At 40.6% G+C, this 18,518-nt stretch carries 18 protein-coding genes and 3 pseudogenes; 18 read left to right on the top strand and 3 right to left on the bottom strand.

Annotated elements, in window-relative coordinates:
* The first annotated feature begins 33 nt into the window (after positions 1-33).
* From murA to RWS24_RS01030, 18 genes and pseudogenes are all read left to right on the top strand, one after another.
* Positions 34-1,314, top strand: a complete 1,281-nt coding sequence (murA, locus tag RWS24_RS01115) for a UDP-N-acetylglucosamine 1-carboxyvinyltransferase (protein WP_314364707.1) — start codon at positions 34-36, stop codon at positions 1,312-1,314.
* Positions 1,307-1,489 carry a DNA-directed RNA polymerase subunit beta gene (locus tag RWS24_RS01110; protein ID WP_002917490.1) on the top strand — a complete coding sequence of 61 codons (183 nt, stop codon included), beginning with the start codon at positions 1,307-1,309 and terminating at the stop codon, positions 1,487-1,489. Before murA ends, RWS24_RS01110 begins: the two co-directional genes overlap by 8 nt.
* A gap of 58 nt (positions 1,490-1,547) precedes the next feature.
* Positions 1,548-2,408 carry a DNA/RNA non-specific endonuclease gene (locus RWS24_RS01105; RefSeq protein WP_314364703.1) on the top strand — a complete coding sequence of 287 codons (861 nt, stop codon included), beginning with the start codon at positions 1,548-1,550 and terminating at the stop codon, positions 2,406-2,408.
* Between the two features lie 177 nt (positions 2,409-2,585).
* Complete coding sequence (locus tag RWS24_RS01100) at positions 2,586-3,305, top strand: matrixin family metalloprotease (protein ID WP_002904157.1); 720 nt, start codon at positions 2,586-2,588, stop codon at positions 3,303-3,305.
* A 4-nt stretch (positions 3,306-3,309) separates the two neighbouring features.
* Entirely contained in the window at positions 3,310-3,675 is a 366-nt protein-coding gene (locus RWS24_RS01095; RefSeq protein WP_002906927.1) for a hypothetical protein, read from the top strand.
* A gap of 252 nt (positions 3,676-3,927) precedes the next feature.
* Complete coding sequence (locus RWS24_RS01090) at positions 3,928-5,823, top strand: ABC-F family ATP-binding cassette domain-containing protein (protein ID WP_314364701.1); 1,896 nt, start codon at positions 3,928-3,930, stop codon at positions 5,821-5,823.
* Positions 5,824-5,996: 173 nt separating this feature from the next.
* A pseudogene (locus RWS24_RS01085) lies at positions 5,997-6,555 on the top strand (hypothetical protein).
* A gap of 67 nt (positions 6,556-6,622) precedes the next feature.
* Positions 6,623-7,369 carry a hypothetical protein gene (locus RWS24_RS01080; RefSeq protein ID WP_314364700.1) on the top strand — a complete coding sequence of 249 codons (747 nt, stop codon included), beginning with the start codon at positions 6,623-6,625 and terminating at the stop codon, positions 7,367-7,369.
* 181 nt (positions 7,370-7,550) lie between these two features.
* Positions 7,551-8,439, top strand: a pseudogene (locus RWS24_RS01075) (hypothetical protein).
* Positions 8,432-8,524 (top strand): annotated as a pseudogene (locus RWS24_RS01070) (DUF4176 domain-containing protein); the annotation flags it as partial. The pseudogenes RWS24_RS01075 and RWS24_RS01070, both read left to right, overlap by 8 nt.
* A gap of 81 nt (positions 8,525-8,605) precedes the next feature.
* Positions 8,606-9,349 (top strand): hypothetical protein, encoded by a 744-nt coding sequence (locus RWS24_RS01065; protein WP_314364867.1) that lies wholly within the window; start codon positions 8,606-8,608, stop codon positions 9,347-9,349.
* Positions 9,350-9,439: 90 nt separating this feature from the next.
* Positions 9,440-10,105, top strand: coding sequence for a hypothetical protein (locus RWS24_RS01060; protein ID WP_314364699.1), 666 nt, complete (start codon positions 9,440-9,442; stop codon positions 10,103-10,105).
* A 173-nt stretch (positions 10,106-10,278) separates the two neighbouring features.
* Positions 10,279-11,184: a beta-carotene 15,15'-monooxygenase gene (locus RWS24_RS01055; protein WP_314364698.1), complete on the top strand. Its 906-nt coding sequence runs from the start codon at positions 10,279-10,281 to the stop codon at positions 11,182-11,184.
* 69 nt (positions 11,185-11,253) lie between these two features.
* Positions 11,254-11,961 (top strand): hypothetical protein, encoded by a 708-nt coding sequence (locus tag RWS24_RS01050; RefSeq protein ID WP_314364695.1) that lies wholly within the window; start codon positions 11,254-11,256, stop codon positions 11,959-11,961.
* Between the two features lie 98 nt (positions 11,962-12,059).
* Positions 12,060-12,719, top strand: a complete 660-nt coding sequence (locus RWS24_RS01045; RefSeq protein WP_314364693.1) for a hypothetical protein — start codon at positions 12,060-12,062, stop codon at positions 12,717-12,719.
* A 146-nt stretch (positions 12,720-12,865) separates the two neighbouring features.
* Positions 12,866-13,744, top strand: coding sequence for a hypothetical protein (locus RWS24_RS01040; RefSeq protein ID WP_314364691.1), 879 nt, complete (start codon positions 12,866-12,868; stop codon positions 13,742-13,744).
* Positions 13,745-13,944: 200 nt separating this feature from the next.
* A complete protein-coding gene (locus tag RWS24_RS01035; RefSeq protein WP_314364689.1) occupies positions 13,945-14,808 on the top strand; it encodes a MutR family transcriptional regulator in 864 nt (287 codons plus the stop codon).
* A gap of 78 nt (positions 14,809-14,886) precedes the next feature.
* Positions 14,887-16,068, top strand: coding sequence for an MFS transporter (locus tag RWS24_RS01030; RefSeq protein WP_314364688.1), 1,182 nt, complete (start codon positions 14,887-14,889; stop codon positions 16,066-16,068).
* Between the two features lie 18 nt (positions 16,069-16,086).
* Here the strand turns inward: RWS24_RS01030 and RWS24_RS01025 are convergent, their stop codons facing one another.
* Genes RWS24_RS01025 through murT form a run of 3 tightly spaced genes read right to left on the bottom strand, consistent with a single transcriptional unit; the run spans position 16,087 to position 18,491 of the window.
* The gene (locus tag RWS24_RS01025) at positions 16,087-16,344 is read right to left on the bottom strand and encodes a LapA family protein (protein WP_006267878.1); all 258 of its coding nucleotides are present in this window, start codon (positions 16,342-16,344) and stop codon (positions 16,087-16,089) included.
* An 18-nt stretch (positions 16,345-16,362) separates the two neighbouring features.
* Complete coding sequence (gatD, locus tag RWS24_RS01020) at positions 16,363-17,148, bottom strand: lipid II isoglutaminyl synthase subunit GatD (protein WP_314364681.1); 786 nt, start codon at positions 17,146-17,148, stop codon at positions 16,363-16,365.
* Positions 17,148-18,491: a lipid II isoglutaminyl synthase subunit MurT gene (murT, locus tag RWS24_RS01015; RefSeq protein WP_314364680.1), complete on the bottom strand. Its 1,344-nt coding sequence runs from the start codon at positions 18,489-18,491 to the stop codon at positions 17,148-17,150. Before murT ends, gatD begins: the two co-directional genes overlap by 1 nt.
* Positions 18,492-18,518 lie beyond the last annotated feature (27 nt).

The raw sequence follows: 18,518 nt of genomic DNA, 5'->3' as shown, positions 1-18,518 counted from the left end.
GATGATTTTAAAAATTTAGAGTAAGGAATCGGTATGGAAAAAATTATTATTCAAGGTGGAGATAATCGTTTAGTCGGAAAGGTCAAGATTGAAGGAGCAAAAAATGCGGTGCTGCCTCTTTTAGCAGCGACAGTATTGGCCAGCGAGGGCAAGTCTGTTTTGAAAAATGTTCCGGTCTTGTCTGATGTCTTTACCATGAACAATGTGGTCCGCGGTTTAAACACTCAGGTGGATTTTAATCAGGAAGAAAATACAGTTGTTGTGGATGCCACCCAGCCCTTGTCTGAGGAGGCACCTTACAAATACGTCAGTAAAATGCGGGCGTCTATCGTTGTTTTGGGGCCAGTCCTGGCTCGTAATGGTCATGCTAAGGTTTCCATGCCGGGCGGATGCACGATCGGCAGTCGGCCTATTGACTTGCACCTAAAAGGTCTTGAAGCTATGGGCGCTCAGATTACCCAGACAGCGGGTTATATCGAAGCGAAGGCAGAGCGGCTCAAGGGGGCCCACATTTACATGGACTTTCCCAGTGTGGGAGCAACGCAAAACATCATGATGGCCGCAACGCTGGCTCAAGGCACGACAGTGATTGAAAATGCTGCTCGGGAGCCTGAAATCGTTGACCTAGCCCTCTTTTTGAATGAAATGGGAGCCAAGGTCAGAGGAGCAGGTACCGAAACTTTGACTATTGTCGGAGTGGATCAGCTGCGGGGTGCCAAGCATAATGTGGTTCAAGACCGTATCGAAGCAGGAACTTTTATGGTTGCTGCAGCTATGACCAGCGGTGACCTGCTGATTGAGGATGCCATTTGGGAGCACAATCGTCCCCTGCTTTCCAAAATGCAGGAAATGGGAGTGGAAGTGACAGAGGAAGATGAAGGGATTCGGATTCGTTCTGATGTTTCGAAGCTGAGACCGGTTTCGGTCAAGACCCTTCCTTATCCGGGCTTCCCTACCGATATGCAGGCTCAGTTTACGGCGCTGATGGCCATGGCCAAGGGTGAGTCTACGATGATTGAGACTGTCTTTGAGAATCGCTTCCAGCATCTGGAGGAAATGCGTCGGATGGGGTTGCACTCTGATATTATGCGAGATACAGCTCGGATTTGGGGTGGTAGCAGCCTGCAGGGAGCTGAAGTCATGTCAACAGACCTTCGGGCCAGTGCGACTTTGATTTTGATGGGCTTGATTGCCGAAGGCGAGACTAAGGTCAGCAAGCTGGTACACTTAGACCGAGGCTACTATAAATTCCATGAGAAATTGGCAGCCTTGGGAGCCAAAGTGAAGCGTGTAAAGGAAGAAGACGATGAGTGAAAATCTTAAATATTTAGGCCGGCAGATTGGCCTTGTTTTACTGGTTCTTTTGGTAGCTGTGATTCTCTTTTTTGTGGCTTTGATGATTGGTTATAATGTTATCGGAAACGGTAAGGGCTCTATCTGGTCACCAGAAACCTGGCAAGAATTAATCGGGAAGTTTACTGGGAACTAGCTCCTAGTCGAAAATACTAGCTGAAATGAATCCAGTTTGCTAAGTTGAAAGAAAGAAGATGAAAAGAAAGACTAGTCAGAAAAGGAATACTAATAGTCTGCAAGGCTGGGCTGGGCTGACTTTAGCCTTGATTTTAGCTCTGGCTGGCTATTTCTGGGGACAGGATGGTCAGCAGCCACTTCAAAGTCCAAATTTAGAAATCAGAGTTGGACAAGTCCAAGATCAGGGCACTCCTAGTCGGGAACTGGCTGAGAGCGTTCTGACGGATGCTGTCCGAGCTCAGCTCAAAGGCAGCCTTGAATGGAATGGAGCTGGCGCCTTTATCGTGAATGGAAATAAGACAGACTTGGATGCGGGGATTTCTAGTAAGCCCTACGCTGACAATAAAACCAAGCTTGTTCAAGGGCAAACCCTTCCGACAGTGGCGAATGCCTTTTTATCCAAGTCTACCCGCCAGTACAAAAAACGAGAAGAAACTGGAAATGCCAACACTTCATGGGTACCGGCAGGCTGGCATCAACTCAAGAACCTCCCTGGTGAGTACAATCATGCTGTGGACCGAGGACATCTCTTGGCCTATTCGCTGATTGGTGGTTTGAAGGGTTTTGATGCCTCTACTAGCAATCCTGCCAATATCGCTGTGCAGACGGCCTGGTCCAACCAAGCCAATGAAGCGGATTCAACAGGGCAGAATTACTACGAGACAAAGATCCGGAAGGCCCTGGATAAGAACAAGCGGGTGCGCTACCGGGTAACCTTGATCTATGCTACGGGGACAGATTTAGTACCGGTTGGGTCACATTTAGAGGCCAAGTCCAGCGATGGCAGTCTGGAATTCAATGTCTTTGTCCCGAATGTGCAAAAGGGGATTCGCCTAGACTATAATAGTGGCAGGGTCAGTCTGGACACGGGTTCTTGATTTTATACTCAAAAATGGATTTGCAAAGAGTATTCAATAGTATGAAAAGGAATGGTTGCAGATTTGTAGTCATTTTCTTTTATACTAATAGATAGAGAGAAGGCTAATTTTTCAGCCTTCTTTAAGAAAGCGGTGGTAAAATCAACGTTCTCTTACAATCTAGTAAAGGAGGTTGCGATGGGACTTATTTTTAAAAGCATCCGGTTCCTCATGCGTCTGATTGGGCGCGTGGTTTGGGGACTTGCCTGGTCCTTTGTCCTGAGCTTTATGGTTATTGTCGGAATTTTCTATTTTACCACTTCGACAGAACCGGGTACAGAGGGACTGACGCAGGCTGTTCAGACTGCTGTTGGCAGAGTGGATCAATTTTTAAATCACCAAGGCATTTCCACGGGCCTTCATAGCAGTGAGGAGACGCAAACAGATCAGCTGACAGATGAGCATGCAACAACAGGGGCTCGTTGGGATCAGCCAAGCGCCACGATTTATATCGATACAAATAATGAAACCTTCCGTTCAGCCTATAAGGAGGCCATAGATTCTTGGAATCAAACAGGTGCCTTCACCTTTCAAATCATCAATGACAAAGACAAGGCGGACATTGTTGCAACGGAGATGAACGATGGCAACATCAGTGCAGCTGGTGAAGCTGAGTCGCAGACCAATCTCCTAACCAAGCGGTTTACCCATGTCACGGTTCGCCTTAATAGTTACTACCTGCTGGACAGTCGCTATGCCTATTCTCATGAGCGGATTGTCAATACAGCAGCGCACGAATTGGGCCATGCTATCGGATTAGACCATAATGAGGAGGAATCAGTGATGCAGTCAGCAGGCTCATTTTACAGTATCCAGCCGACAGATATCCAGGCTGTAAAAGACTTGTATCAATCGTAAGCCTATGTTAAAATCTATTTTTTACTTGATTCGACACTTTCCAGAGCAAGTTTTTCTCTTTGTTTTTAACTCAGGAATCTTTGTCTGGCTATGGAAAAGCGGCAATGAGATTGCCAACCAGCTAGGAGTGACAGCGGCTTGGGAAAATCATGTTCCGGCGCCCATTCAGGTCTTCTTCGGCCAGAATATTGAGGCAGTTCAGGGATTTTTTCACAATTCCGCCTTTATGTGGCTAGTCGGATCCATGATTATCCTTCTGGTTATTCGTCTGATTAAGGGAATGATTAAATTTGTTGTCTTTGCGGTTCTGATTCTGCTGGGAATTTATCTGATTTTGCAGAATCAATCTATTCTCAATAGTTTTATGTAGAGGCTGGGACAAAAGTCCTAGCCTCTCAATTGTCTTTGGATTGTCGAGCAAGACGCAGTGGTTGAGTGGGCTCTACTAGGCTGATTTCATCAGCTTTTACAGCCCTACTCAACTGTGCGGAGGTGGGACGACGAAATCGAATTCTAACGAATTGCCGATTTCTGTCCCACTCTCTTTTTCTTTTGGGGAGCTGAGTTCGCTTTCTCTTGAATTCTGATAGCTGTGCTTCTGGAAATCTGCTATAATGGTCTTATGATTATTTTACAAGCAAGCAAGATTGAGCGCTCTTTTGCAGGGGAGCTTCTTTTTGACAATATTAACCTGCAGGTAGATGAGGGTGATCGGATTGCTCTCGTCGGTAAAAATGGAGCTGGGAAGTCAACCCTTCTCAAGATCCTGGTGGGTGAGGAGGAGCCAAGCGCAGGTCAGATCAATAAAAAACGAGATCTTTCCTTGTCCTATCTGGCACAGGACAGCCACTTTGAGTCGGAGAATACTATCTACGACGAGATGCTGCTGGTCTTTGATAGTCTGCGTCAGCAAGAAAAACGCTTGCGACAGATGGAGCTGCAAATGGGAGAATTGTCAGGGGAAGAGCTGACTGCTCTCATGACCCAGTACGATCAGCTGTCAGAGGACTTTCGCCAGAAAGGTGGTTTTACCTACGAGGCCGATATTCGAGCTATTTTGAATGGTTTCAAGTTTGACCAGTCCATGTGGCAGATGAAGATTTCTGAGCTGTCGGGCGGGCAGAATACCCGTCTGGCTCTGGCCAAGATGCTTTTGGAGAAGCCAGAACTGCTAGTGCTGGATGAACCGACCAACCATTTGGATATAGAGACCATTGCCTGGCTAGAGACTTACTTAGTCAACTACAGCGGTGCCCTGATTATCGTCAGCCACGACCGCTATTTCCTAGATAAGGTTGCGACCATCACGCTGGATTTGACCAAGCATTCCTTGAATCGCTATGTGGGCAATTACTCCAGCTTTGTGGTCCAAAAGGAGCAGAAGCTGGCCACTGAAGCCAAGAACTATGAAAAGCAACAGAAAGAAATCGCTGCGCTGGAGGACTTTGTCAATCGCAATCTAGTTCGGGCTTCCACAACTAAGCGAGCTCAGTCCCGTCGTAAGCAGCTGGAAAAGATGGAGCGTTTGGACAGACCCGAAACCGGCGGTCGCTCGGCCAATATGACTTTCAAATCGGATAAGGTTTCAGGCAATGTTGTTCTGACTTTGGAAGATGCAGCTATTGGCTATGGTGAGGAAGTCCTGTCGGAGCCAATTAACCTTGACATTCGCAAGTTTAATGCGGTAGCTATTGTCGGACCAAATGGGATTGGAAAGACAACCCTGATTAAATCACTAATCGGTCAAGCGCCCTTCATCAGAGGCAAGGAGCAGCTGGGGGCTAATGTGGAAGTGGGCTACTATGACCAGACCCAGAGCAAATTGACTCCCAGCAATACAGTTCTTGATGAGCTATGGAATGACTTCAAGCTGACGCCAGAGGTCGAGATTCGCAATCGCTTAGGCGCTTTCCTCTTCTCGGGAGACGATGTCAAGAAGTCTGTCGGCATGCTATCGGGTGGAGAGCGGGCGCGGCTGCTTCTAGCCAAGCTGTCTATGGAAAACAACAATTTCCTCATCCTAGACGAGCCGACCAACCACCTGGACATTGACAGCAAGGAAGTGCTGGAAAATGCCCTGATTGACTTTGACGGCACCCTACTCTTTGTCAGCCATGACCGTTACTTTATCAATCGCGTGGCCACACAGATTGTTGAGCTCTCTGAGACAGGCTCCATCCTTTATCTGGGTGATTATGACTACTACCTAGAGAAAAAGGCAGAGCAGGAAGCCTTGCGTGAGGAGACGGAGCAGACTAGTCCTGACAAGCCAGCACCTGCCAATGACTATCAGCTTCAAAAGGAAAACCAGAAAGAACAGCGCCGGCTAGCCCGCCGCTTAGAGCAATTGGAAGCGCAAATCGAGGACTTGGACAGCCAGATCAGTCAGCTTCAGGAAGCTATGCAGGCAACCAATGATGCAAGTGAACTCATGGAGAGCCAGCAGCAAATCGACCAGCTGACCGCTGCCCAAGAAGAAGCCATGCTAGAATGGGAAGAACTAGCGGAGAAGGTCTAGGTAAAGAATAGAATCAGACGAGCAGCCTGTAGGAGTGAGCAGTTTCCATGAGGAATGAGCTTTATAGAGTCTGTAGTAAACATCAGGAAAAAATCGTACTCAGTGTGCTTCAGTTATTATGCTAGTAAGGTTTTTGATAACTGAAGCACTTTATTAAGGAAAACAAGAAGATAATGATGGATTTTCTAGTAATATTTATGATTGCAATGCTAGCAATTTTTGCTTTTGTCGGTTGGATTGTTTATTGGGCGATTAGTCATTCCGCTAAAAAGAACAAAGAATACCAAGCCTTCGCTTCCGAGCACGGCTATCAATTTGACAAAGCACAAGGTAACGATTATTACAGAGATTACTCTAAGCAAAAAAACAAGTAATGACCTCACACTGAAACTTTTTCAGAATCCTTATGTAGCAAAATACGCTAATTTTAGTCATTATCCATTTGGTCGTGGAAATCTAGTAAAAGTTGCCTATGTAATTTCAGGTAACTATAATGGTTCTCAATTTCGGGCTTTCACCTATCATTTTGAGGGGAATGCAATCGAGAATACTGGTCCTGGTGGAGTGTTCAGTATTGTTATGATTCAGTGCCCTAATGAACCAAAAGGTCAGCTTTCAGAGCAAATGTTTTATGAAAATGGAATGTTCTGTGAATACCTTCGAGAAAATTTGAATGTAGAAGACCTTCATGATAGAATTGAAAAATTAGCCAATATTGCAAATGCAAAATGATCCTGACCGGTATTCAATCTAGAGATTTGGTAATAATATGTATATAGTTAATTAGAAAGAGGTTAGAATGTTTTTTAGAAGACGTCGTTTTTACTTGAACCAATATTATGACAAAGCTATTTATTTTGATCGTAAGACCCACGAAGTTTTAGAGGCGCCAAAGAGTAAACTATTAGATACAGAGAAGTCAAATAAGATGAATCGACATATTCCTCTATTAGTTGTTCTCTTTATAGCTAGCGGAAGTGGCATTTCTTCCTTCTTTAGTCTATTTTTACAAGGAACTTATAGCATGACTACTTTTTGGAGTGTTATTCTTATCTGGATAGCAGAGTTTGCTTTTGTCACTCTCCTTGTAGAACGAGCCTTGTATAGAAATGTCAATATAGCTCAAGTGACTACTCAAACAGTTTGTCTGACTACTATGATTTATCCGGATGACGAAAATCAAGACGAAGAGGAAAAGACGGAAAAAGGTTTTAGTAAAGGTGCTTTTTTATATTTTAATGCACTCTTATTTACTATTCCTGCAGTAGGTTTCTACTATGTCTATGATTTTATTTCCCGCTTTAAAGACTTGTGGGGGCAACCGATTGGAGGAGAGATTTTTAAAATTATATTTGCAGGTCTTTTGTTGGGAATTGCTTTTGTTGCGTTCAATCAAAATTACTTTGTTAGAATCTTGAAATTGTCACAACGGTTTGAGGAGGGGAAAATTAGTGTGATATGTAGAGCTGATGACGATCCAGATGTCTATCTAGAAGTGAGCGTCGGACCGGATGGAGCTATCGTGACAAAAGAATTGCATAGATAATATTAATGGACTTTTGGTGTTTTAAAATCTAGATATTCATTTGTCTTCAGAATTCTAAGATTGAGCAATGAAGAATCATCTAGAAAGAAATGAAATAATGTCAGGAAAAATACCGAGATATTTTGTATTTTATCAGATATTTAGTGGCATAGGTAAGGAGCTAGGATTCGGGTAATAATTTATGACAAAACAATCATTATTTAAAGCCAGTTTTGAAGAAAGCCTCAATTTAGAAGATGATGGTTTTTTTACAGTATCAGAAAAAAGATTATTATAATAAACTTGGTAGAGCCTTTAAGAAAGGGAAACCTTCCTTTTGGTTTAGTGTTCAAACCCTAATTTTCAGTTTATTGTTTCCGATAGGTGTAAATTTCATGTTATTTGTTTTTGCGATGTCCTTACATGATTCTGATCCTAAGGATTTAAGATTGCCTATTTCTCAACATCCTATACTAACAGTTGAAGTCTATTTAATTTGTTTATTAATTTGGTTGTTAATGGTATTAATGGGTAAATTCTTTAAGCGGACTTATATTCTTCCTTATCGTTATCGCTTTCATATCATAACTTTTATGATATGGTTTATGTTAGAATTTAATTTGCTGGCAATCACTATATCTTTACCGGTATTATCAATATGGGGTATCTTGGCACTTTTTGGGTTTCTAGTATTGTTGACTTATTTAATGTTGAGTAGTGAAATCAGAAGTTTAAAAAAACGAATTTACGGGAAGATTCAATCTCTTACTCTGCAAGATAAAATTGCCAATATGATATCTGTTTATGGAATGGGAATTTTGGGAATTGGTGTTATTATTAACTTTATTTTGAAAAGTTTTTCTATAAAATTTTCAACTTCTATAGAAGGCATGGGGCTTTTCTTGACATGGATTATTTTGAATATCGTCCTAATTGCCATACTCACTTTTATGGAATTTCCTTTCTTTTTAGAAGCTTTCTACAAATGGAAATACCCAGAAGAATATCGTCAGTGGGAAGGCAAATCTATAGAGGAATGGTATGGGAAAAAATATTTAAAAAAACATAAGGAGTTATTAGAAAATGAGTAAATCTAAAGAATTATTACCGCTAGGAAGTATTGTTTATTTGGAAGAAGGAACCCAGAAATTAGTTATTGTTGGCCGTGGCGTTATCCTTTTTTCAATCCAGAGATTTGGTAATAAGATGTATATAGTTAAGTAGAAAGAGGTTAGAATGTTTTTTATAAGACGTCGTATGTTTTTTAATCAATATGGCGATAAAGCTATTTATTTTGATTGTAAGACCCACGAACTTTTAGAGGCACCAAAGAGTAAACTATTAGATACAGAGAAATCAAGCAGGATGAATCGGCATATACCTCTTTTAGTTGTCCTGTTTTTGTCTAGTGGAGGAGGAATAATTTCTTTCTTTAGATTATTCTTGCATGGAACATATACCATAACAACTTTTTGGAGTGTTATTCTTATATGGATAGCAGAGTTTGCTTTCATTACTATCCTTGTAGAACGTGCCTTGTATCGAAATGTCAATAGAGCGGAAGTTACCTCTCAAACGGTTTGTCGGGTGATTATGGAAAAGTCAGACGAAGCCAAGGAAGTGGAGGCAGAGATGGAGATGAGTGAAAAAGATAGCCGCAATGCTACGCGATTGATAAGAGGTTTAATTTTTCTAGTACCCTTGGTTGGATTCTTTTATGCCTATGATTTTATTTTTAATTATCAAGACTTGTTAGGTAATTCTATTGGAGGAGAAATATTTAAAATTATTGCAACTGGACTTTTATTAGGTATTTCTTTCGTATTATATAATCAGAACAATCTTCCCAAAAGTTTTGATATATTGGATTTATTCCGTGCTGGAAAACTTAATGTGATATGTAAAGCCGACGACAATCCAGATGACTATCTAGAAGTGAGCGTCGGACCGGATGGAGCTATCGTGACAAAAGAGCTACATGATTATAAAGCTGGGGCTTAGCTGATTTGAAATTAAATAAAAGTGAGTGAAGCAGTAGAGATTATAAAGTTTGGTAACAGAACATCAATAAGTAATTAGAAAGAGGTTAGAATGTTTTTTCTTAGACGTCGTCGAGTATTTATTGGCGAGTGTGATGGTCAGGCTGTCTATTATGACCAGCAGACTGGAGAGGCTTTAGCAGCTCCCAAAAGTTTCCTACTCAATACGGAAGGAGCACGTAAGACCAATGCCTATATTCCTGAAATGGTTATTCTTTTTATGGCAGGTGGATCGGGTTTCTTTGGATTCTCTTCAGCTCTATCTATTGGAGTCTATAACTGGACTAGTTTGAGCTATGTGTTACTATTGTGGCTGGCTGAGTTTCTATTGTTTACCGCAATTCTTGAGCGAGGACTTTATAAAAATGTGCGCAAGGCTCAGCCGACAACAGAGAAGGTGTTTTATTATGCAGTGTCACATAATTTGATGGTGAGGGACGAACACTTTGATCCAGCTGAGGCATCTGCTACGATTTATCGAATTACTCGTTACATCATACTTGCCTTTGCGATCTATTATTTGTATGTTTTTTACGAGTGCACTCAAAAATTCGGGCAACCGATTGAACAAGGCTATGATTTTTGGGGAGCAGGTTTAATGTTCTTCATGCTCTTTTTGTTGTACAACCAAAACAACCCGATTCGTTTTGTGAAGATTATGAAGCTATACAGCCAAGGGAAAATCCTGTTTAAGAAAGAAACAGAGAGAAACTTGTAACTAGGTGTTAGGTAAAACAGTCGAATCGCAGAAAGCAAGTGCTATATCTTTAACGGAGCGAGGAGTAGTTGTTGCGACAGTTGCTGTTTGGTAACATAATTTGTTTCCTATCCTCAAATGGAAGATCTTAAACGAAGTTAGACTTTAGATAAGATGAAATTAGGAGATTAAAAATGAAAAAAATCAGTATTTTCGGTGCAGACTTTGAACGAAGTAAGAAAATCGTAACGAACGGAAAGTTTGCCTTAACAGCCGGTATGCCAAATCCTATTCATATGGGGATCATCAATCGCTTGTTTACGGTCGTATTTTGCATATTTATCTTTTTTGGAATTATGGTTTACTTTCTATTAATTGCTTTGCCAAGTAGTGTAGGTCAAAGTGGAGAAGTACACTATCTTTCTCATCAATCGGTTTCTTTGTTTCAAACAATTGGGCAAATAATGCGGCCAATCAGTATTGTTTTCTATCTGATTTTCCTTTTTGGTTCTATCCCTGTTTTTTGGCCCAAGAAACGCTTGAGCAGTCAGATTTGGACCTATTTTCCTTTTTATTTTTCAATGTCAGTTTGTGCTTTTATATCAGGGTTTTATTTTGCCAGTGCGGTAGCTTACGATGCTTATACATTAGTGGGATTCTGGTTTCAGCTCGTCTTAGGAATCGTTCTCTTTTTCTGGATTATTACTAATAGTATCCAGAATCTGAAAAGGAGACTGAACGATGAAGAAGAAAAGTCAATTCTTGAGAACGTTATGATGATTACAGTCGGAACGATGGTAGTTCTCTTTCCGGTATCACTGTTCTATCATCTAGTGAATCAACTACCGGTCCTTTGGTATTTTTATATTTTTGGATTATTTTTGGTGGTTTGGTTTGTCATTGGCGCCTATTTTATAGCTTTTATGATGAATGTGCATATTTTTCAAGCCTACTATATCCACAAGTACCCGGAAGAGTATAAATCCTACTTAAAGATTTCAGATAGAGAGTGGTATAGCAAAGGATATTATAAAAAGCTAGTCAAAAGCGGCAAGCTACAAGAAGAAACAACACAAGAGAATGGAGAAGAAAATGAGTAAAAAATTATTACCTTTAGGAAGTGCTATAAATAAAGAACTAGATCGGAATATTAAACCTAAAAAGCAAGGATGGAGCTGGCCGTGGTAAAAAAGATAAGATTATTATTTGCTGTTGATAATGGCATGGGAACTAATTTAAAAGGAACAGGTTTAGCTGCAGAGTACTATCTTTTATCAGGAGATATTGTTTGGAGAAGGCTCGATAAGGAAAGCATAGGGAATCACCAAAACATAGCTAAGAAAATTGGCAGATTTACTTGGATGTCTTCGCCATTTTTGATTGTCCCGATTATGGCTTTTATCGCTGGTTATTCTGATAATTACATTGTTCCTCAAAAAGAGTTCGGTCTTTTTTCTTTTCTATTACCGATAATCTTAGGAATTTTGTTGTTTATATCTTTTGAATTATGGATGGTTTCAATTAGAAATACTTATCCTTTGATTGAAGCTCCCAGTAGTACTGTCCAGAAAGAATATTTTGAAGTTATACACGATATAACTTTAAAACATAATGATGTTTTGAAACAGATAAAAACACCTTATCTTGCAAATATCTTAGTATTTTTGTTTATTGTCTTTGCAGTTATTCCTTTTGTGTATTGGTTTTATTTTATGCCAAGTACAATCATAGAGTTCATGATAAAATTAACTATACTTGCTATATTGCTTTCTTTGATTCCAAATATTATATGGAATGGATTCGTTAAGACTGTTATAAATAAAAAAATTATAGATGAATTAAATGCTAAATTAGAAAATGAAAATAGGAAGTTATAACCCTATGTTACCAATTCGTTCGATTATCATAAACCAGTTTAGAATTATATCAACCTGACTTGTTTTAATTGTTGGTATATAGAGAGGAAAGAAAAAGGATGTTTTTTAGGAAAGTTATTTATATAGGGGAAAGTGATGGCCAGGCTATTTATGTAAATGTAGAAAAGCCAAGAGACCCCTTAGCAGCTCCTAAAAGTAAACTATTGAATACAGAGGCATCGCGTGGCAATCGAAAACAAATCATTTTAATTACATCATTTCTGATTGCTTTTAGTGGTGTGATGCAGCTTTTTCCTGAGACACGATTGTTTGGTGGTGTCTATGGCTATGGTACTTTGGTTTATTTTCTAATTGTTTGGTTTCTGGAAGGTAGTCTTTTGCTGGTGATAGTAGAGCGAGCCCTTTATAAGAATGTTAAGTTGGCACAGCCAACCAGTAAAGAAAATTTTAGACGGGCAGTTGATACTAATCTTATTTGGGGTAATTTTGGCGATAAGAAGGTTACGCTTGGTAAGAAGATAGTTGCTTGGGTTTTCACAGTATCTATGGCTTTAATGGGGCTGATTAGTCCAATTTTAGTTATATCTATTCTAGTTTTTAATATGATAGGTACACCTATCGGCAGTGAGATTATCACTTTAAGCTTTATAGGTATTATGACAGCAGTAGGAGCTTTAGTATTATGGCAAAACAATATGGTTCGATGGTTTATGGTTGTTGAAAGATATAGAAAGAATAGATATAATAAAATTTCATAATAGGAAGTATGAGTTTTAAAAATTTTTGCTGTTATGAATTCCAAAGTGAAAGATTATTTGAACCCTAATGAAGGTGTGGTCGTTATGGCAGCAATTTCTAGACATCGTATGGAATAGGAAATGTATTGGTATTTTGGGTGAAAAAAATGAAGAAAAGATCTATTTTTAATGCTAGTTTTGAAGAGAGTTTGAATCTGGAAGATGATGGATTCCGAAAGTTACAACAGGAGCAACATGATAAAATTGGTAAATATTTTAAGAAAGGCCAAGCTTCCCTTTGGTTTCGAATTCGAAGTTTTATTTTAGGTCTAATTTTTCCTGTTGGATTTAACTTTATGTTGCTTGTTGTATCAATGGAGTTTCATGATAGTGAGACTTTGACTCTTCCGATAGCTGAGCACGTGTCGTTGACGGTAAATGTTTTTTTGATTTTTCTTATACTTTGGCTACTATTCGTAGTGATTGGGAAATTTATGAAACGAACTTATCTTTTGCCTTATCGCTATCAGTTTCATGCTTTTACATTTATGCTTTGGTTTTTATTAGAAATAGATCTGATAGTTATTGACATTCTATTAGCAAATTTGGCATTTTGGGAAATTATTGCTATCTATGGAGTAATAGTGATCTTCACTTACATGATGTTTAGTACGGAGTTAACAGGATTAAGAAAGCTTATGTATGATGAGGATAGACAAGTGACTTTTCGTGATAAGATTGCTAAAATAATTTCTATTTACGGCATGGGGATTTTAGGGATTGGTATTGTTATAAAATATATTTTTGGAAGCTTTACTGTAGATATTTCAAATTCCATGAAAGCATTGGGCTTTTTACTTCTATGGGTCTTTGCTAATATTGTGGTGATTGCAATAATTGTTTTTATAGGTTTACCATATTTTCTCCAAGCCTATTATAAATGGAAATATTCCGAAGAATACCGTGAGTGGGAAGGTAAGACTGTAGAGGAATGGTATGGGAAGAGGTACTTGAAAAAACACAAGGATTTATTAAAAAACAGATAAAAAGAACGATTGGTATGGGTAATATAGATAAGTAGACAGGATTCTTAGCAGAATTTGCCTTTTCTGATTTTCAGCCGATAAGATTTTGACGAAAAGAGCCTCGTCTGAAAATAAAATCCGAACAGGGGGCAGTGAAGGTAGTTTTGAAAGAGCGACTAGGGAATCGAAACAGCAATTAAAGAAATTGAAGTGGTAAACAAATGGAAGATTTAGGCAAAGTTTTTCGCGATTTTCGTTTAAATGGGCATTATTCTTTGAAGGAAGCGGCGGGGCAGGTTTGCTCGACTTCTCAGCTGTCTCGTTTTGAGCTGGGTGAGTCGGATATGACCCTCTCGAAATTTTTAGATCTTTTGGATAATATTCATGTGACTCTTGAAAATTTTATGGACAAGGCTCGGAATTTCCAGCAGCATGAGCATGTGGCCATGATGGGTCAGATTATCCCTCTTTACTACTCAAATGACATCAAGGGATTTCAAGACTTGCAAGCGGAGCAGTTGGAAAAGGCCAAGGCCAGTAACACGCCTCTTTACTATGAACTGAATTGGATTTTGCTTCAGGGCTTGATTTGTCAGCGAGACAGTCAGTTTCGCATGAGGCAAGAAGATTTAGATAAGGTTGCCGATTATCTCTTCCAAGTAGAAGATTGGACTATGTATGAGCTGATCCTATTTGGCAATCTCTATAGCTTCTATGATGTGGACTACGTCTACCGTCTGGGCAAGGAAGTCATGGAGCGGGAGGACTACTACAAAGAAATTGGTCGCCATAAGAAATTAGTCTTGATTATAGCGCTCAATTGTTATCAGCATTGTTTGGAAAGTTGTTCTTTTGACAAGGCTAGCTATTTTGAGGCTTACGTAGAGAAAATCATTGACAAAGGCATCAAACTCTATGAACGCAATGTATTCCTCTATCTCAAGGGTTTTGCGGCTTATCAGAAGGGACAGAAGAAGCAGGGAATCAAGCAAATGCAGGAAGCTATGCACATCTTTGAAGTGCTGGAACTACCTGAGCAAGTTGCCTATTATCAAGAGCATTTCCATAAGTTTGTAAAAGTATAATTTCCCAAATATGGGAAAAATAAAGGACCTCCCTCCATTCCTGATACAATAGTTTCAGAAACGGAAGGAGGTATTTTTATGAATCGAAATGCGGCACAGCTGATTACACGGGCTGCTATTAATAAAATTGGAAATATGCTCTATGACTATGGAAATAGCATCTGGCTTGCTTCTTTGGGAGCTCTGGGACAAACGGTCTTGGGCATTTACCAGATATCGGAGCTAGTCACTTCCATCCTATTCAATCCTTTTGGGGGAGCTATTACGGACCGCTTTTCCAGACGTAAGGTTTTGATGGTAACAGATTTGATTTGTGCCGGTCTTTGTCTACTGATTTCTTTTATTTCAAATGACCAGCTCATGATTGGAGCACTGATTTTTGCTAATGTGGTTCAGGCTATAGCCTTTGCTTTTTCTCGGCCAGCTAATAAGTCTTATATTACAGAGATTCTGGACAAGGAAGACATAGTGGCTTACAATTCTCATCTGGAGCTGGCCTTGCAGGTTATCAGTGTTTCAGCTCCAGTTTTGTCTTTTATCGTGATGCAGTATGCAAATCTGCGCGTGACTCTTCAGCTGGATGCGCTGAGCTTCTTTCTGGCTTTTGCCCTGGTTTATTTTCTGCCTAATCATGAGCCAAGCAAGCAGAAGTCTCCGATCAATCTTGGAAATATCCTGAGAGATATCAAGGAAGGTTTAGTTTATATCCGTCAGCAAAAAGAAATCTTCTTTCTGCTCTTAGTAGCTTCTGCAGTCAATTTTTTCTTTGCGGCCTTTAATTATCTATTGCCTTTTACCAATCAGCTCTACAGTAAGACAGGCTCTTATGCAAGCATTCTGAGTTTGGGTGCTATAGGCTCAATCATTGGAGCCATTCTAGCCAGCAAGGTCAAGGCCAGTATGGTCAACTTACTTGTAGCCCTGCTATTGACCGGTGTTGGAGTCGCAGTCATGGGCGTCTCTGCCTTGCTGCCGGTTCATCCCTATTTTTCTTATTCTGGTAATCTTATCTGCGAACTCTTTATGACTGTTTTCAACATTCATTTCTTCAGCCAGGTTCAGACCAAGGTGGACAAGCAGTATCTAGGCCGAGTTTTCTCAACAATCTACACGCTGGCAATTCTTTTCATGCCTCCTGCGACTTTTCTGATGACGCTGCTACCGAGTGTCCGCACCCTTTCCTTTCTTCTGATTGGTTTTGGAGTGATGGGATTGGCTTTGATGTCCTACCTTTATCAAAAGAGAATACAAAAAGACTAGGCTGGAATAATTTCCAACCTAGTTTTCTGTATGGGAATTTTTAAGTGCTTCTTTGGTTTTCTTAAGCTCTTTTTTCAGTGAGAAATTTTTCAACATGCTGATGAGAAAGGTCGTGACAGAGCCTAGGAGCACTGAGACCAAAATCAATATGATTAAGGGAAGTTTGAAGCTAAATAGGATAAAGCTAACATTGACGCTCTGCATATTGGCCAAGGAAATACTGGCCACCAATAGAATGGTAATTAAAAGCAGGATATAATGCAATTTTTCTTTCATAGTGATTCTCCTGTTTATTTATTCAAACTCAGCCTTGCTCTTGATATCTCCGTATTCTTCCTGTTTTTCCAGTGCTAAGATGTCCTCATAAGCTGGCAATTTGATATCTGAGCCATATTTCTTTTTCAGTGCTGTTGTTACCAGACGGTAGGCCAAGTTCGCATTGCGGGACAAGATGGGACCATGGAAGTAAGAGCCAAAGACATTCTTATAGTGGACACCTTCATTGCCGTCTTCTTGGTTGTTGCCATTTCCATAGACGACTTTGCCCAGAGGTTTTTCGTCGTCAGAGAGGAAAGTCCGTCCTTGGTGATTTTCAAAGCCGTAGTAGGTTTCATCGAATTCTTCGTTATGAATCTTGATGTCACCGATATAGCGATTTTTGGTCTGGTTGAGGGTGTAGTGGCCCATGATGCCCAGACCTTCAATTCGACGGCCAGAAGCTTCGATATAGTATTGGCCTAAGAGTTGGAAACCACCGCAGATGGCTAGCACAACACCATTTTCATTGATAAAGCTTTCCAAAGCTTCCTTTTTAGCTGGCAAGTCACGGGCCACGATCGTTTGCTCATAGTCTTGACCTCCGCCAAAGAAGACGATGTCGTAGCTGTCCTTGTCAAAGTCATCTTCTAGAGAGACGATATCGACTTCAACTCTAGCGCCTAGCTTTTCAGCTACATACTTGAGCATGAGGACATTGCCGTTATCGCCGTAGGTATTCATGAGATTGCCATAGAGGTGGGCAATCTTTATATCGTAGCGATAGTCCTGGTTTTCAGGAGAAGTGAGGGATCTGTATACCATTAATTCATCTCCTTTCTGACCACTTGTCGTTCTGCCAGTAGCTCGCGGAATTCCAGCATGGCAGTATAAGTTGCTAAGATATAGGCATGCTTGGTTTCTTGCTGTTCAATGGTCTTAAAAACTGCTTCCAAATCTTTGACTTCAGTAATCTGATCTGCTGGATAGCCCGTTACCCGCAGTCGACGAGCAATCTCAGAGTGGCGCACACCACCTGCAATCACATGAGGAATCTCCATCTCTAAAATCTTCTCAAAGTCAGCATCCCAGATCCAGCTAGTATCAATGCCGTCCGCATAGTTGGCATTGAGCAGGACAGACAAGCTAAAGTCAAAAGGCGCAAGTCCAATCATATCTAAAGCTTGGGTCGCCCCGACTGGATTTTTAATCAAGACTAAGGTACATTCCTTATCACCGATTTTGAAAGTTTCCTGACGGCCAAAGACAGCTCGGCTCTTGTCAAAGCCAGCCTTGATAGTAGCTGGCTCAACACCAAAGAAATGAGCTACTGATACAGCGGCTAAGGCGTTATAGATATTATAAAGGCCACCAATATTGATCTGATAGTCTTGACCATCAATGGTAAAGGCAGAGCGGCTGTGCTCAAGTGTCTTGAGAGCGGTCAGGCTATAGTCTAGCTTAGGACGCTTGAAGCCACAGTCCTCACAGATGTAAGCTCCTAGATTGGCATAAGTGTTGAGCTCGTACTTGAGGATATGCTCGCACTTGGGACAGAGGATGCCCTCGGTATTGTAGTGCGCTAGCTTAGCCTGGCTTTTCTCCGTGTCAAAACCATAGTAGCGGACAGGATTTTTCAGGCTGACCGAGTTAAAGAGGGGGCTGTCACCATTCATCAGTACAGTCGCTTCAGGTACTTTAGCTGCAGCATCCAGAATCATCTGGTAGGTCGTGTAGATTTCACCATAGCGATCCATTTGGTCTCGGAAAATATTGGTAAAGACGAAGAGGCTAGGCTTGATATAATCACAAATCCGAGATAGGCTGGCTTCGTCTATTTCCAGCACAGCGATATTCTTACCAGATTTGCCTTTCTTTGCGGTCAGGAAGGTTGTCGTGATTCCGGTAATCATATTGGCACCGCTGGGATTGGTCACCACTTCTCCGAAGGCTTCCTTGAGAATGCCTACTGTCAGAGCTGTAGTCAGAGTTTTACCATTGGTTCCGGTAACAACCACGACCTCATAGTTCTTCGCTAGATTTTGTAAAATGTTTTTATCAAATGTCAGGGCAACTTTCCCTGGCAGAGTCGATCCACGCCCCATTTTGCTGAGAACAAAGTGGGAGGACTTGCCTGCCAAGAGGCCCAATGCTGTATTTATCTTCATAAGAAATATTTTATCATAAAAAAGTAA

It is taken from the genome of uncultured Streptococcus sp., assembly GCF_963528215.1.
Taxonomy (GTDB): domain Bacteria; phylum Bacillota; class Bacilli; order Lactobacillales; family Streptococcaceae; genus Streptococcus.
This window is presented reverse-complemented; position numbering and strand designations above follow the sequence as displayed.